We start from the raw sequence: 14084 nt of genomic DNA, 5'->3' as shown, positions 1-14084 counted from the left end.
GGCTACGACGTGGCCTTCGCCCGCTCCCGCGCCAGCTCCGCCGCGTCCCTCTTGAAGGCCCACTCCATCTTCGGCTCCATCGCGAACCGGAACATGCGCTGCACGGGCGGTGTGCACAGCACGGTGACGACCGCGGCCGCGGCGAGCGTCACGAAGATCTCACCCAGCGGCTTGTGCAGCCACTCGTAGTCCTCGTACCAGCCCCAGAAGCGCGAGCCCTTGGCGAGGAAGCCGTGCAGCAGATAGCCGTACAGCGTGCCCGCGCCGAGAACCGTGAACCACATCCGCCGGCGCGGCACCCAGGCGAAGAAGCACGCGGTGAGCACCATCGAGCAGCCGAACAGCGCGAGCGTCATCACGGCACCGGCCCACCAGGGCGCGCCGAGTTCCTGTGCACTGTCCCGGTGGTAGAACCACGCCGACGACATGCGCGGGGCGGCCCAGTACGCCACCACGAGCGCGCCCGCGAAGACGGGGACGGACAGCAGCCGTACCTCACGCCGCCGCAGCATCTGGAAGTGCTCGGGCTTCATGAACAGGCCCATGACGAAGAACGGCAGGAACTGCAGGACGCGCTGGAGGTCCAGGTCGTCGCCGATGTCGGGCGAGACGGTGGCCAGCATGGCGATGCCGAGCGCGATCGGCACCGGCCAGCGGGCCACCTTCCACAGCGGGGTTGTGAGCCGCCAGACGAAGAGGGCGACCAGGAACCAGGTGAGATACCAGGGGTCGAGCAGGCTGATGGGGTGCGCCGGGTCGTCGTCCGCCCACCGCTTGAAGAAGGAATACGTCACTTCGAAGATGACGTACGGCACAGCGACGCCGGTCACCAGCCGCCTGAGCCGGTCCGGGCGCATGTCGAAACTGCGCGAGAAGTAGCCGGAGATCAGGATGAAGGCCGGCATGTGGAACGTGTAGACGGTCATGTACAGGGCCTCGGCGGCCCGGCTGTGATCCGTCAGCGGCTCCCACGCGTGACCCATCGCGACCAGCACGATCGCCAGGTACTTGGCGTTGTCGAAGAACGCGTCGCGTTGCTTCGCGGGCTTGTTGAGCGGAGCGCCGCCGCTCGGGGCCCGGCTGACCGGGGCGTTGGACCCGGGGGCGGGGGAGGTGTCGGCCGCCTGGGTGGTCCGTGGGGAGCGCGGGCTCGGCACTCCCGCCGCCGGTTCCTGTACCGGGGGAAGTGGCGCTCTGTGGTTGCCGTGCGGTCGCAGCGAGTTCGTCACAGGCCCTCCCACCAAGTGCTCGGCGAGACGGTCCTGGACCCCACTGCGCTTACGGGGGACGGGGCAGCGTGGAACATCTGAGGCACCCTAGCGTTGTCTGTGGGATTTCGTAAAACCACCAACTCGAATCTGCTTATGGCCTGCGAGTACCCCGGATTCAGCGAAGTCGACATGGTGGTCCGTATCTCTTCTGAGCAGCTGGCTGTTGACCGCTACGTCCACACTCATCCGTATTAATTAGGGCATAACGTCCGGGGGCGACTCTGGTGAAATGTCCGGTTCATTGGTCTTTTAGTGGATGGCTTTGACGTGTCGTCAGGCTCGCTGATGTGCCTGTGGCAACAATTCGAATTCCCTGCGCACACCTTGTGTGGGGATGGAAACGATCAAGCCGAATTCGTGACCGTGCGGGCCAGCTGAATTGCCGCACGCGCGCGTGCGGTTCATGGGGCCCAAGGGCGTCCGGCCGCAGGCGGCCGACGCACACATGGCCGACGATGCGTCACCCGTCGCATACCCCGGCCTGGTTGGTGGCACGATGGTTCTGGGCGGGGGTGTGCGGGGTCGCACCTCCGGGCCGGGAGAGCGGACCGACCTAGGGTGTGATCAGTTGTGGCCATTTCACTGTCAGTGGTGCTGCTGTTGGCGATCATCCTTGTGGTGTTGATCCGCGGGGGTTCGATCAAGGCGGGCCCCGCGATCGTCGCGGTGCTCTTCGGCTTCTTCCTCGCCTCGACAGGAATGGCCCCGTCGATCAACCGCTTCCTGAACTCGATAGCGGAGACGATCAACTCGATCAATTTCTGAGACCAAGATCGTGTCCCGGAGGGGGCGCGGGCTTCCGTAAGCCTGCAAAAACGGCTCCGGCCCGGTCCGCGTAAATCTGCGAACCGGGCCGGAGGCCACAGAGCGGGCGACGGGAATCGAACCCGCGTAGCTAGTTTGGAAGACTAGGGCTCTACCATTGAGCTACGCCCGCATGGCGTGCACCGCAGGTCACCGACCGCGGCACGGAAAGCATCGTAGCGGGTCGCACCCCCTCGCCGCACACCCCCGGGGGTGCCCCGGCCCTGCTTCCGGCCCCGCACGGCGCCCGGCCTGTAATTACGGGAAGCCGCACTGCGTGCGGGCATGTACTCTACGTGTCGCACCGACGGGGTGTGGCGCAGCTTGGTAGCGCGTCCGCTTTGGGAGCGGAAGGCCGTGGGTTCAAATCCCGCCACCCCGACCACCACCGGGATCCTGGGCCGGTTGACCGGCAGGGTCCTTGATCGCCTTTTGGGGCGTGTACCACCTGCCGTTACTATGCAGACTGCACGCCCGTGTGTCTCAGGTCTGATGTCTTCCGGGCGACGCGATCCGCTGAAGCCCTCTGGCTCAGCAAAACCAAGAAGTCAGCCACAAGGAGACCGAACCGTGAAGAGCGCCGTGGAGACCCTGAACCCGACCCGGGTTCGGCTCACTGTCGAGGTGCCCTTCGAGGAGCTCAAGGACAGCCTCGACGCGGCGTACAAGAAGATCAACCAGCAGGTCACGGTGAAGGGTTTCCGGAAGGGCAAGATTCCGGCCCGCATCATCGACCAGCGGTTCGGTCGTGGCGCCGTGCTCGAGGAGGCCGTCAATGACGCTCTCCCGAAGCTCTACACCGAGGCGGTCAACGAGGGTGAGCTGAACGTCCTCGGTCAGCCCGAGGTCGACATCACCGAGCTGAAGGACGGCGAGCTGCTGACCTTCACCGCCGAGGTCGACGTCCGCCCGACCATCGAGATCCCGGACTACTCCGGCATCGAGGTCGAGGTCGACGCCGTCGAGGTCAGCGACGAGGACGTCGAGAAGGCCGTGGAGGAGCTCCGCGAGCGCTTCGCGTCCACCTCCCCGGTCGAGCGCGCCGCCGAGGACGGCGACGTCGTGACGATCGACCTGGAGGCCAAGGTCGACGGCGAGGTCCTCGAGGACGGCGTCGCCGAAGGTGTCTCGTACACCATCGGCTCCGGCGAGCTGCTGGACGGCATCGACGACGCCGTGAAGGGCCTGGAGGCCGGGGCTGAGGCCACCTTCGCCTCCGAGCTCAAGGGCGGCTCGGCGGCCGGTAAGGAGGCCGAGGTCACCGTCAAGGTCACCCAGGTCGCCAAGCGTGAGCTGCCGGAGCTGGACGACGAGTTCGCTCAGCTCGCCTCGGAGTTCGACACCCTCGAGGAGCTCAAGGCGGACAGCCGCAAGCGCCTCGAGAACATGAAGCAGTACGACCAGGCCACCCAGGCCCAGGAGCGCGTGCTGGACAAGCTGCTCGAGCTGGTCGAGGTCCCGGTCCCCGAGAAGCTCCTCGAGGACGAGATCAACACCCGTAAGCACAACCTCGAGCACCACCAGCTCGGCCAGATGGGCCTGAACCTCGAGCAGTACCTGGAGATCCAGGGCAAGACGGTCGAGGAGTTCGACGCCGAGACCAAGGAAGCGGCGGTCAAGGGCATCAAGACCCAGTTCGTCCTCGACGAGCTGGTCTCCAAGGAGAAGCTCAACGTCAGCCAGGAGGAGCTCACCGAGCACCTCATGCGCCGTGCGGCCTCCTCCGGCATGTCCCCCGACCAGTTCGCCCAGGCCGTCGTCCAGGGCGGCCAGGTGCCGATGCTCGTGGGCGAGGTCGCCCGTGGCAAGGCGCTGGCGGTCGTGGTCGAGGCGGCCACGGTCAAGGACACGAACGGTGAGGTCGTCGACCTGGACGACGAGGAGGACGAGACGGGCGAGACCGTCGAGGCCACCTCTGACGCTGCCGCCGAGGCCTCCGGCGACGACGAGAAGTCCGAGGCCTGAGCCTCGCGTCTCCCGCGCTGAACGACGGGCCCTGGAGTGCTACGGCACCCCGGGGCCCGTCGGCCGTTACGGCGGCCTCTGAACGCCCTGAAGGGCACCCTCCCTCGTGGGCTGTGCCCACCCTCCCCCACTGCCTTAAGGGCGTGGGAGGTGCCCCCAGCCCTGCGGAACGCCTGCCCACGGCGGTGGGAACCTGCGCTCACAGCGAACAGTTCCGAATGCGGGATGGCACCCGCCTGCCTGCGCGTTAGGGTCCATGAATACGAGGGCAGGGGAGTCCCCACACGCCGTCGGCAGACGGTTACGCGGCGGGGTTCCCAGGCCTAGCAGAAGACGTGAGACGGCCCGGCGCCGTCGTAAGACGAGCAGGTGGATACGTGACGAATCTGATGCCCTCCGCCGCCGGCGAGCCTTCCATCGGTGGTGGCCTCGGCGACCAGGTCTACAACCGGCTGCTCAACGAGCGGATCATCTTCCTCGGCCAGCCGGTCGACGACGACATCGCCAACAAGATCACCGCACAGCTGCTGCTCCTTGCCTCGGACCCCGACAAGGACATCTACCTCTACATCAACAGCCCCGGCGGCTCGATCACCGCGGGCATGGCGATCTACGACACCATGCAGTACATCAAGAACGACGTGGTGACGATCGCCATGGGTATGGCGGCGTCCATGGGTCAGTTCCTGCTGAGCGCAGGCACGCCCGGCAAGCGCTTCGCCCTGCCGAACGCCGAGATCCTGATCCACCAGCCCTCCGCGGGCCTCGCGGGCTCCGCGTCGGACATCAAGATCCACGCCGAGCGGCTGCTGCACACCAAGAAGCGGATGGCGGAGCTGACAGCCTTCCACACCGGCCAGAGCGTGGAGCAGATCACCCGCGACTCGGACCGCGACCGCTGGTTCGACCCGCTGGAGGCCAAGGAGTACGGCCTGATCGACGACATCATGCCCACCGCTGCCGGCATGCCGGGCGGCGGCGGCACCGGGGCGGCCTGAGCCCCTTCAGCCCCCAGCCGACCGCCACAGCCTTAGGCCTTAGTAGGAGAACACCGTGAACGACTTTCCCGGCAGCGGCCTGTACGAGCGCACGCGCGCCGAGCGCGGCCAGGCCGAGTACACCGGCCCCCGCGCCGAGTCCCGCTACGTGATCCCGCGCTTCGTCGAGCGCACCTCGCAGGGCGTCCGCGAGTACGACCCGTACGCGAAGCTCTTCGAGGAGCGCGTGATCTTCCTCGGCGTCCAGATCGACGACGCCTCCGCCAACGACGTCATGGCGCAGCTGCTGTGCCTGGAGTCGATGGACCCCGACCGTGACATCTCGGTCTACATCAACAGCCCCGGCGGCTCCTTCACGGCGCTCACGGCCATCTACGACACGATGCAGTTCGTGAAGCCGGACATCCAGACGGTCTGCATGGGCCAGGCCGCCTCCGCGGCCGCCGTGCTCCTCGCGGCGGGCACCCCGGGCAAGCGCATGGCGCTGCCGAACGCCCGCGTGCTGATCCACCAGCCGTACAGCGAGACCGGGCGCGGTCAGGTCTCCGACCTGGAGATCGCCGCGAACGAGATCCTCCGGATGCGTGCGCAGCTGGAGGAGATGCTGGCCAAGCACTCCACGCAGCCGATCGAGAAGATCCGCGAGGACATCGAGCGCGACAAGATCCTCACTGCCGAGGAAGCGCTGTCGTACGGCCTGATCGACCAGATCATCTCCACGCGGAAGATGAACAACCCCTTGGTCGTCTGAGCAAGCGCAGTAGCATGTGCCGCCCTTGGCACGGTGTACGTCACAGTCAACCGTGCCAAGGGGGGCCCGAACGGGGGGCCCGGCAAGGTACCGTCGGATAGAGGCACCAGGAGCCGCTGAACGTGGCGTCTCCCAGGCGAAGGGGAAGCACCTCGTGGCACGCATCGGTGACGGCGGCGACCTGCTCAAGTGCTCGTTCTGCGGAAAGAGCCAGAAGCAGGTCAAGAAGCTCATCGCAGGCCCCGGTGTGTACATCTGCGACGAGTGCATCGACCTCTGTAACGAGATCATCGAGGAAGAGCTCGCCGAGACGAGCGAGGTGCGCTGGGAGGAACTGCCCAAGCCCCGCGAGATCTACGAGTTCCTCGAGGGGTACGTCGTCGGCCAGGAGGCCGCGAAGAAGGCCCTCTCGGTCGCTGTGTACAACCATTACAAGCGGGTTCAGGCCGGCGAGAACGGCGGGGGCCAAGGACGCGACGACGCCATCGAGTTGGCGAAGTCCAACATCCTGCTGCTGGGGCCCACGGGCTCCGGCAAGACACTTCTGGCGCAGACACTGGCCCGGATGCTCAACGTCCCTTTCGCCATCGCCGACGCGACGGCGCTGACGGAGGCCGGCTATGTCGGCGAGGACGTCGAGAACATCCTCCTGAAGCTCATCCAGGCCGCCGACTACGACGTCAAGAAGGCCGAGACCGGCATCATCTACATCGACGAGATCGACAAGGTCGCCCGTAAGAGCGAGAACCCGTCGATCACGCGTGATGTCAGCGGCGAGGGCGTCCAGCAGGCCCTGCTGAAGATCCTGGAGGGCACCACCGCCTCGGTTCCGCCGCAGGGCGGCCGCAAGCACCCGCACCAGGAGTTCATCCAGATCGACACGACGAACGTGCTGTTCATCGTGGGCGGCGCCTTCGCGGGCCTGGAGAAGATCATCGAGTCCCGGGCGGGCGCGAAGGGCATCGGCTTCGGCGCGACCATCCTCTCCAAGCGCGAGCTCGAGGCGAAGGACCAGTTCGAGGACGTGATGCCCGAAGACCTGGTGAAATTCGGGATGATCCCCGAGTTCATCGGCCGCCTCCCGGTCATCACCTCGGTGCACAACCTCGACCGGGAGGCGCTGCTGCAGATCCTGGTCGAGCCGCGCAACGCGCTGGTGAAGCAGTACCAGCGCCTGTTCGAACTCGACGGTGTCGAGCTGGACTTCGAGCGCGAGGCCCTCGAAGCCATCGCCGATCAGGCGATCCTCCGCCAGACGGGCGCCCGCGGTCTGCGCGCCATCATGGAGGAGGTCCTGATGTCGGTGATGTACGAGGTCCCGTCCCGCAAGGACGTCGCCCGCGTCGTCATCACCCCCGACGTCGTCCACTCCAACGTCAACCCGACGCTGATTCCGCGGGACGCGCGCGGGCGCGGACCGGGCGAGCAGAAGTCCGCGTAAGCGGCACGGCACAGTACGCCGAAGGGGCGCCGGGCGGATTTCCGCCGGGCGCCCCTTCGTTCGCGTACCGCCGTTCGCGGACTGCTACTTCGCGACGCGGATTTCGTCGCGCAGCTTCGTGGTGATGTCCACCGCGACGTCCTTCGTCACGTCCTGGGTGCGGTCACCGGGGGTGACCATGGCCATGGTGCTGTAGTCGGCCCACGCGCAGAACCAGTCGGTCTTCTCCTTCTTCGTGACCAGGTCCTGGCCCTTGGCGGCCTGGCACTTCATGACCGCGCCCTCGAGGTCGGCCTCCACGGGCTCGCCGACCAGCTCGGACTTGGTTTCGCTGCTGCTCCCGGAGCCGCTCTCCGACTGCTTCTTCAGCGTGGCGAAGAACTTGTCCAGGGCCGCCGCGGGGTCCGCGATCTCACCGTAACCACCGAGGAACGTCACGCCCTTCGCCGTTTCGATGCCGTCGGGCAGGGTGCTCGGGTCGCTGGGGTCGTAGTTGCTGAGATCGGCGGTGGAGTACATGCCGACGACGGACGTACCGTTCTTGATGCCGCTCTCCTCCAGCTCCTTCACGGAGTCGTCGCTCTCGCCGGCACCCGCGCCGTCGTCGGAGATGCGCTTGTAGTCGCTGAGCAACGTGGCCGGCGTCGCCAGCTTGTGCGGCCCGTCGTCCGCCAGACCGGACCCGCCCCCGGCGAAGACGAAGTACGCGCCGACCCCGAGCGCCACGACCACCGCGACCGCGCCGATGACGAGCCCCGCCTTCTTCTTGCCGTCCGCCGGAGCCGGCGGCTGCGGCATTCCGTACGGAGCGCCCGGAGGCTGCTGGCCGTAGGGAGGCTGCTGCCCGTAGGGGTTCGGCTGGCCGTAGGGGTTCGGCTGGCCGTAGGGGTTCGGCTGGCCGTAGGGGTTGGGCTGGCCGTACGGATTCGGCTGCTGCGGTACACCCTGCGGAGCCTGCTGCGGATAGCCGTAGCCGGGCTGTGGGGCGGCCTGCGGCGGCTGGCCGTAGCCGGGCTGCGGGGGTGCCTGCGGCGGCTGGCCGTAGCCGGGCTGGGGTGCCTGCGGCGGCTGGCCATAGGGGCCCGGCTGGCCGTACGGCCCGGGCTGCTGGGGCTGACCGCCGTACGGGCCCGGCTGGTTGTAGCTCATCGAGGTCTCAGTCCCCCTCTGTTGTTTATGCGTCCCTGACATCCTTGCCGAAGCCGTTGCGGCACGGGGGCGTCATGGCCCCCACCGTTACGAACCTTCCGGTTTCAGTGCGCTTCCGTGACACCACTAAACTGAGCCCCGTGACCGAGAACACTCAGCAGCAGCAAGCAGCGACCACCACCGAACTGCCGACCCAGTACGCGCCGGCCGAGGTAGAGGGGAAGCTGTACGAGCGCTGGGTAGAGCGCGGCTACTTCGAGGCCGACGAGAAGAGCGACAAGCCGCCGTACACCATCGTCATCCCGCCGCCGAACGTCACCGGCAGCCTGCACCTCGGGCACGCGTTCGAGCACACGCTCATCGACGCGCTCACGCGCCGGAAGCGCATGCAGGGGTACGAGACGCTGTGGCAGCCCGGCATGGACCACGCGGGCATCGCCACGCAGAACGTCGTCGAGCGCGAGCTCGGCAAGGAGGGCAAGTCCCGGCACGACCTGGGCCGCGAGGCGTTCGTCGAGCGGGTGTGGCAGTGGAAGGCCGAGTCCGGTGGGCAGATCTCCGGGCAGATGCGCCGTCTCGGCGACGGTGTCGCCTGGGCCCGTGAGCGTTTCACCATGGACGAGGGCCTGTCCCAGGCTGTCCAGACCATCTTCAAGAAGCTCTACGACGACGAGCTGATCTACCGGGCCGAGCGCATCATCAACTGGTGCCCGCGCTGTCTGACGGCCATCTCGGACATCGAGGTGGAGTACCAGGAGGACGACGGCGAGCTCGTCTCGATCAAGTACGGGGAAGGGGACGAGACTCTCGTCGTCGCCACGACCCGTGCGGAGACCATGCTCGGTGACACAGCCGTCGCCGTGCACCCCGACGACGAGCGGTACAGGCACCTCGTCGGCAAGACCATCAAGCTGCCGCTGACCGCACGGTCGATCCCCGTCGTCGCCGACGAGCACGTCGACCCGGAGTTCGGCACCGGCGCCGTCAAGGTGACGCCCGCCCACGACCCGAACGACTTCGAGATCGGGCAGCGCCACAACCTGCCGTCCATCACCGTGATGGACGAGCACGCGGTCATCACCGCACACGGCCCCTTCCAGGGCCTGGACCGTCTCGAGGCGCGCAGCGCCATCGTCGCGGCCCTGCGCGCAGAGGGCCGGATCGTCGCCGAGAAGCGCCCGTACACGCACTCGGTGGGCCACTGCTCGCGCTGCAAGACCACCATCGAGCCGCGGCTTTCCATGCAGTGGTGGGTCAAGGTCGGCCCGCTCGCGCAGGCCGCAGGTGACGCCGTCCGCGACGGGCGGGTCAAGATCCACCCGCAGGAGATGGAGAAGCGGTACTTCGACTGGGTCGACAACCTCCACGACTGGTGCATCTCGCGTCAGCTGTGGTGGGGCCACCGGATTCCGGTCTGGTACGGCCCTGAGGGTGAAGTCGTCTGCGTCGGGCCCGACGAGGAGCCGCCGAGCGGTGACGGCTGGACGCAGGACACCGACGTCCTCGACACCTGGTTCTCCTCCGGCCTGTGGCCGTTCTCCACGCTCGGCTGGCCCGGGCAGACCGAGAGCCTCAAGAAGTTCTATCCGAACTCCGTGCTGGTCACCGGCTACGACATCCTCTTCTTCTGGGTCGCCCGGATGATGATGTTCGGCCTGTACGCGATGGACGGCACCCCGCCGTTCCACACCATCGCCCTGCACGGCATGGTCCGCGACCAGTTCGGCAAGAAGATGTCGAAGTCCTTCGGGAACGCGGTCAATCCGCTGGACTGGATGGACAAGTACGGTTCCGACGCTCTGAGGTTCACGCTGGTGCGCGGCGCCAACCCGGGTGTCGACGTGCCGATCGGCGAGGACTGGGTGCAGGGCTCCCGCAACTTCGCCAACAAGATCTGGAACGCCACGCGGTTCGCGCTGATGAACGGCGCCACGGTCGAGGGCGACCTGCCGCCCGCCGAGCAGCTGTCCGCCACCGACCGGTGGATCCTGTCGCGGCTCAACGCGGTCGTCGCCGAGGTCGACGCCTACTACGAGGACTACCAGTTCGCCAAGCTGTCCGAGTCGCTCTTCCACTTCGCGTGGGACGAGGTCTTCGACTGGTACGTCGAGCTGTCCAAGACGACGTTCCAGGCGGGCGGCCCGGCGGCCGAGGTCTCCAAGCGGGTCCTGGGCGAGGTGCTCGACGTCACGCTGAAGCTCCTCCACCCGGTTGTTCCCTTCGTGACGGAGACGCTGTGGACCACCCTCACAGGTGGTGAGTCCGTCGTGGTCGCCGAGTGGCCGACCGCTGTGTTTGTTCCTGGGGCTGACGCCCCGGGCGGGTTCCGTGACGCCGCCGCGGAGAAGGAGATCGAGACCCTTCAGCAGGTCATCACGGAGGTCCGCCGCTTCCGCGCCGACCAGGGCCTGCAGCCCGGGCAGCGGGTGCCGGCACGGCTGACGCTCGACGGGACGGATCTGGCGCCGCATGAGGCCGCCATCCGGCAGCTGCTGCGGCTGCAGCCGGAAGGGGAGTCCTTCACCGCTACGGCGACCCTGCCGGTCGCCGGCGCCGAGGTCGCGCTCGACCTCTCCGGTGTGATCGATGTCGCGGCTGAGCGGAAGCGGCTCGCCAAGGATCTGGCAGCCGCCGAGAAGGAGAAGGCGCAGGCTACGGGGAAGCTGGGGAACGAGGCGTTTCTGGCCAAGGCCCCCGACCACGTCGTGGAGAAGATCCGCGTCCGCCTGGCAAAGGCGGACGAGGACATCGCGCGGATCAAGGCGCAGCTCGATCGGCTTCCGCAGGGCTGAGGGCGCCTGCGGCGGGCCATTCCCCCACCCCGCCCCTTCCCGTAACCATGGGGCTTCGCCCCTGGACCCCCGTTTATCGGCGGCTTCGCCGCCTCGTCCTCAAACGCCGGACGGGCTGAAAGACGACCGGGGTCTGGGGCGGAGCCCCCGTTTCGGGAAGGGGCGGGTGGGGGGACAAAGCACCCCTCGCCGCACCCCTCCGTAGACTGGACCCCGTGAGCGACCTCCCCCCGCACGACAACCTGCCCGACGACAGCGACCCCGACCCCTTGGCGCAGTTCGACGAGATCGTCGAGGCCGAGACCACCCGCGACCCCGACCTCGCGGTGATCGAGGCCGGCAGCCGCACCCTGCGTACCCAGGCCGGGCCGCCGGAGGGGGCCGACCAGGTGCCGGCCCGCCCCACCGACCCCGAGGTCGACAAGGCGCTGCGCGAGGTCGAGGCGGAGCTCGCCACCCGCTGGGGCGAGACGAAGCTCGAGCCGTCGGTCAGCAGGATCTCGGCGCTGATGGACGTGCTGGGCGAGCCCCAGCGCGCGTACCCGTCGGTGCACATCACGGGCACGAACGGCAAGACGTCCACGGCCCGCATGATCGAGGCGCTGCTCGGCGCCTTCGAGCTGCGCACCGGGCGGTACACGTCGCCGCACGTGCAGTCGATCACCGAGCGGATCAGCCTCGACGGCGCCCCCATCTCCGCCGAGCGATTCGTCGAGACGTACAACGACATCAAGCCGTACGTCGAGATGGTCGACGGACAGCAGGAGTTCCGGCTCTCCTTCTTCGAGGTGCTCACGGGCATGGCGTATGCGGCGTTCGCGGACGCGCCCGTCGATGTCGCCGTCGTCGAGGTCGGGATGGGCGGCAGCTGGGACGCGACGAACGTGATCGACGCGGACGTCGCCGTGGTCACGCCGATCGATCTGGACCACACGGACCGGCTCGGTGAGACGCCCGGGGAGATCGCCGGTGAGAAGGCCGGGATCGTCAAGCAGGGCGCGACCGTGATCCTCGCCCAGCAGCCGGTCGAAGCGGCCCAGGTGCTGCTGAAGAAGGCCGTGGAGGTGGACGCCACCGTCGCCCGTGAAGGGCTGGAGTTCGGAGTCGTCAGCCGCCAGGTCGCCGTCGGCGGGCAGCTGCTGACGCTGCGCGGTCTCGGCGGTGAGTACGCGGACGTGTTCCTGCCGCTGCACGGCGCGTACCAGGCGCACAACGCCGCTGTGGCGCTCGCCGCCGTGGAGGCGTTCTTCGGCGTCGGTGCGCAGCGCGCCCAGCCGATCGACATCGACGTGGTCCGCAAGGCGTTCGCGTCGGTCGCCTCGCCCGGCCGGATGGAGGTCGTACGCCGCTCGCCGACCGTCGTCCTGGACGCGGCGCACAATCCGGCGGGTGCCCACGCCACCGCCGAGGGGATCCGTGAGGCCTTCGACTTCAGCCGGCTGATCGGCGTGGTCGGTGCGAGCGGCGACAAGAACGTCCGCGGTCTGCTCGAGGCCTTCGAACCGATCTTCGCCGAGGTCGTGGTCACCCAGAACTCCAGCCACCGTGCGATGGACGCGGACGAGCTGGCCGCGATCGCCGTCGAGGTCTTCGGCGAGGACCGCGTACAGGTCGAACCGCGCCTGGACGACGCCCTGGAGGCCGCCATCACGCTCGCCGAGGAGGAGGGCGAGTACGCGGGAGGCGGCGTCCTCGTCACCGGTTCCGTCATCACGGTCGGCGAGGCCCGACTGCTTCTGGGGAAGGGCTGACTGCCGTGCGTACGCTCTGTGCTTCGACTCTGATCGGCGAGTTCTTCGTGATCGGTTTCGCCGGACTGGTCGCGATGAAGGACCCGGATCTGTCGATGGGGACGGTGTGGACGGTCTCCGGCGTCGCGATGGTGCTGTCCGTGCTGCTCTGCGGGATGATCACCCGCCCCGGCGGGGTGCAGCTCGGCTGGGCCCTGCAGATCGGTCTGATCGCGAGCGGTTTCATCGTCCCGGTGATGTTCTTCCTGGGCGCCGTGTTCGCCGTCCTCTGGGCGTGTTCGGTGCACTTCGGCCGCAAGATCGACGAGGCCAAGGCCCGCTTCGCGGCGCAGAGCGCGGCGGCACCGGCCCAGCCAGGGCCTGACGCCGCATAACAGATGCTCAGACCGGCCCTGTAGCCTCGGACCCCCGCACATCCAGCGACCTCGAAGGAGCCGCACACCATGTCCCAGCGCACCCTCGTCCTGCTCAAGCCCGACGCCGTCCGTCGCGGCCTGATCGGCGAGATCATCGGCCGTATCGAGCGCAAGGCCGGCTGGCAGATCACCGCGCTGGAGCTGCGCACGCTCGACCAGGACACCCTGGAGCAGCACTACGGCGAGCACCAGGGCAAGCCGTTCTACGAGCCGCTGGTCGCCTTCATGTCCTCCGGCCCGGTCGTCGCCCTGGTCGTCGAGGGCGAGCGGGTCATCGAGGGTGTCCGGGCCCTGGCGGGCCCGACCGACCCGATCGCCGCGGCCCCCGGCTCCATCCGCGGTGACTTCGGCACGATCACCCGTGAGAACCTGATCCACGCCTCGGACTCCGAGGAGTCCGCCGAGCGCGAGCTGAAGATCTTCTTCCCCGGGCGTGTCTGACGTCCGTCGACGCGCACGCGGCCGGCTCGGCCGCCGCACCCGGATTTTCTGACACACTGTCAACAGTCTGGGTGCTCTGACCGGGGACGGCAGGGAATTCCCCGCCGTCCCTTGGCATATGCGCCACGATCGGGGGAACCCGTGCCTCCGTTGGTACGTCTCCAAGAAGCGAGGCGGCACAGCATCTGCTGACATTGGCGACAGACCATCGCGCGATGTCCGCGGGGGCGAGACTACGATGGAAGCCTTCACGCCACAGCAGCACCCACCTCGCCTGCCTAACAAGCCATCAACGCTCGATTTAG

General features: G+C 67.9%; 11 protein-coding genes and 2 tRNA genes. 10 read left to right on the top strand and 3 right to left on the bottom strand.

Annotation, left to right across the window (positions count from 1 at the left end):
* Positions 1-2: 2 nt before the first annotated feature.
* Positions 3-1229: an acyltransferase family protein gene (locus ACSMXV_RS15790; protein ID WP_473178233.1), complete on the bottom strand. Its 1227-nt coding sequence runs from the start codon at positions 1227-1229 to the stop codon at positions 3-5.
* A 612-nt stretch (positions 1230-1841) separates the two neighbouring features.
* Between ACSMXV_RS15790 and ACSMXV_RS15785 the strand changes: the two genes are divergently transcribed.
* Positions 1842-2036 (top strand): hypothetical protein, encoded by a 195-nt coding sequence (locus tag ACSMXV_RS15785; RefSeq protein WP_099928874.1) that lies wholly within the window; start codon positions 1842-1844, stop codon positions 2034-2036.
* Positions 2037-2137: 101 nt separating this feature from the next.
* Here ACSMXV_RS15785 and ACSMXV_RS15780 read toward each other — a convergent pair.
* Positions 2138-2208, bottom strand: a tRNA-Gly gene (locus ACSMXV_RS15780).
* 175 nt (positions 2209-2383) lie between these two features.
* Here ACSMXV_RS15780 and ACSMXV_RS15775 point away from each other — a divergent pair.
* From ACSMXV_RS15775 to clpX, 5 genes are all read left to right on the top strand, one after another.
* Positions 2384-2460: transfer RNA gene (locus tag ACSMXV_RS15775), tRNA-Pro, on the top strand.
* A gap of 185 nt (positions 2461-2645) precedes the next feature.
* On the top strand, positions 2646-4040 hold the full coding sequence (gene tig / locus ACSMXV_RS15770) for a trigger factor (protein ID WP_473178232.1): 1395 nt from the start codon (positions 2646-2648) through the stop codon (positions 4038-4040).
* Between the two features lie 389 nt (positions 4041-4429).
* On the top strand, positions 4430-5038 hold the full coding sequence (locus tag ACSMXV_RS15765) for an ATP-dependent Clp protease proteolytic subunit (RefSeq protein ID WP_067017216.1): 609 nt from the start codon (positions 4430-4432) through the stop codon (positions 5036-5038).
* A gap of 55 nt (positions 5039-5093) precedes the next feature.
* Complete coding sequence (locus ACSMXV_RS15760) at positions 5094-5789, top strand: ATP-dependent Clp protease proteolytic subunit (protein WP_309484446.1); 696 nt, start codon at positions 5094-5096, stop codon at positions 5787-5789.
* Positions 5790-5943: 154 nt separating this feature from the next.
* Positions 5944-7230, top strand: a complete 1287-nt coding sequence (clpX, locus tag ACSMXV_RS15755; RefSeq protein ID WP_473178231.1) for an ATP-dependent Clp protease ATP-binding subunit ClpX — start codon at positions 5944-5946, stop codon at positions 7228-7230.
* A gap of 84 nt (positions 7231-7314) precedes the next feature.
* Here clpX and ACSMXV_RS15750 read toward each other — a convergent pair whose 3' ends face one another.
* On the bottom strand, positions 7315-8379 hold the full coding sequence (locus tag ACSMXV_RS15750) for a hypothetical protein (RefSeq protein ID WP_473178230.1): 1065 nt from the start codon (positions 8377-8379) through the stop codon (positions 7315-7317).
* A gap of 140 nt (positions 8380-8519) precedes the next feature.
* Between ACSMXV_RS15750 and ACSMXV_RS15745 the strand changes: the two genes are divergently transcribed.
* The 4 genes from ACSMXV_RS15745 to ndk all read left to right on the top strand — a co-directional run bounded on the left by ACSMXV_RS15745 (position 8520) and on the right by ndk (position 13779).
* A complete protein-coding gene (locus ACSMXV_RS15745) occupies positions 8520-11171 on the top strand; it encodes a valine--tRNA ligase (RefSeq protein ID WP_473178229.1) in 2652 nt (883 codons plus the stop codon).
* A gap of 215 nt (positions 11172-11386) precedes the next feature.
* Positions 11387-12922: a bifunctional tetrahydrofolate synthase/dihydrofolate synthase gene (folC, locus tag ACSMXV_RS15740; protein ID WP_473178228.1), complete on the top strand. Its 1536-nt coding sequence runs from the start codon at positions 11387-11389 to the stop codon at positions 12920-12922.
* Positions 12923-12927: 5 nt separating this feature from the next.
* Positions 12928-13296 carry a DUF4233 domain-containing protein gene (locus ACSMXV_RS15735; protein ID WP_181660165.1) on the top strand — a complete coding sequence of 123 codons (369 nt, stop codon included), beginning with the start codon at positions 12928-12930 and terminating at the stop codon, positions 13294-13296.
* 69 nt (positions 13297-13365) lie between these two features.
* A complete protein-coding gene (gene ndk, locus ACSMXV_RS15730; protein WP_473178227.1) occupies positions 13366-13779 on the top strand; it encodes a nucleoside-diphosphate kinase in 414 nt (137 codons plus the stop codon).
* The last annotated feature ends 305 nt before the right edge of the window (positions 13780-14084 follow it).

It is taken from the genome of Streptomyces sp. DSM 42067, from assembly GCF_055792885.1.
The sequence above is the reverse complement of the archived record's forward strand: the minus strand, read 5'-3'. Positions and strand labels throughout refer to the sequence as shown.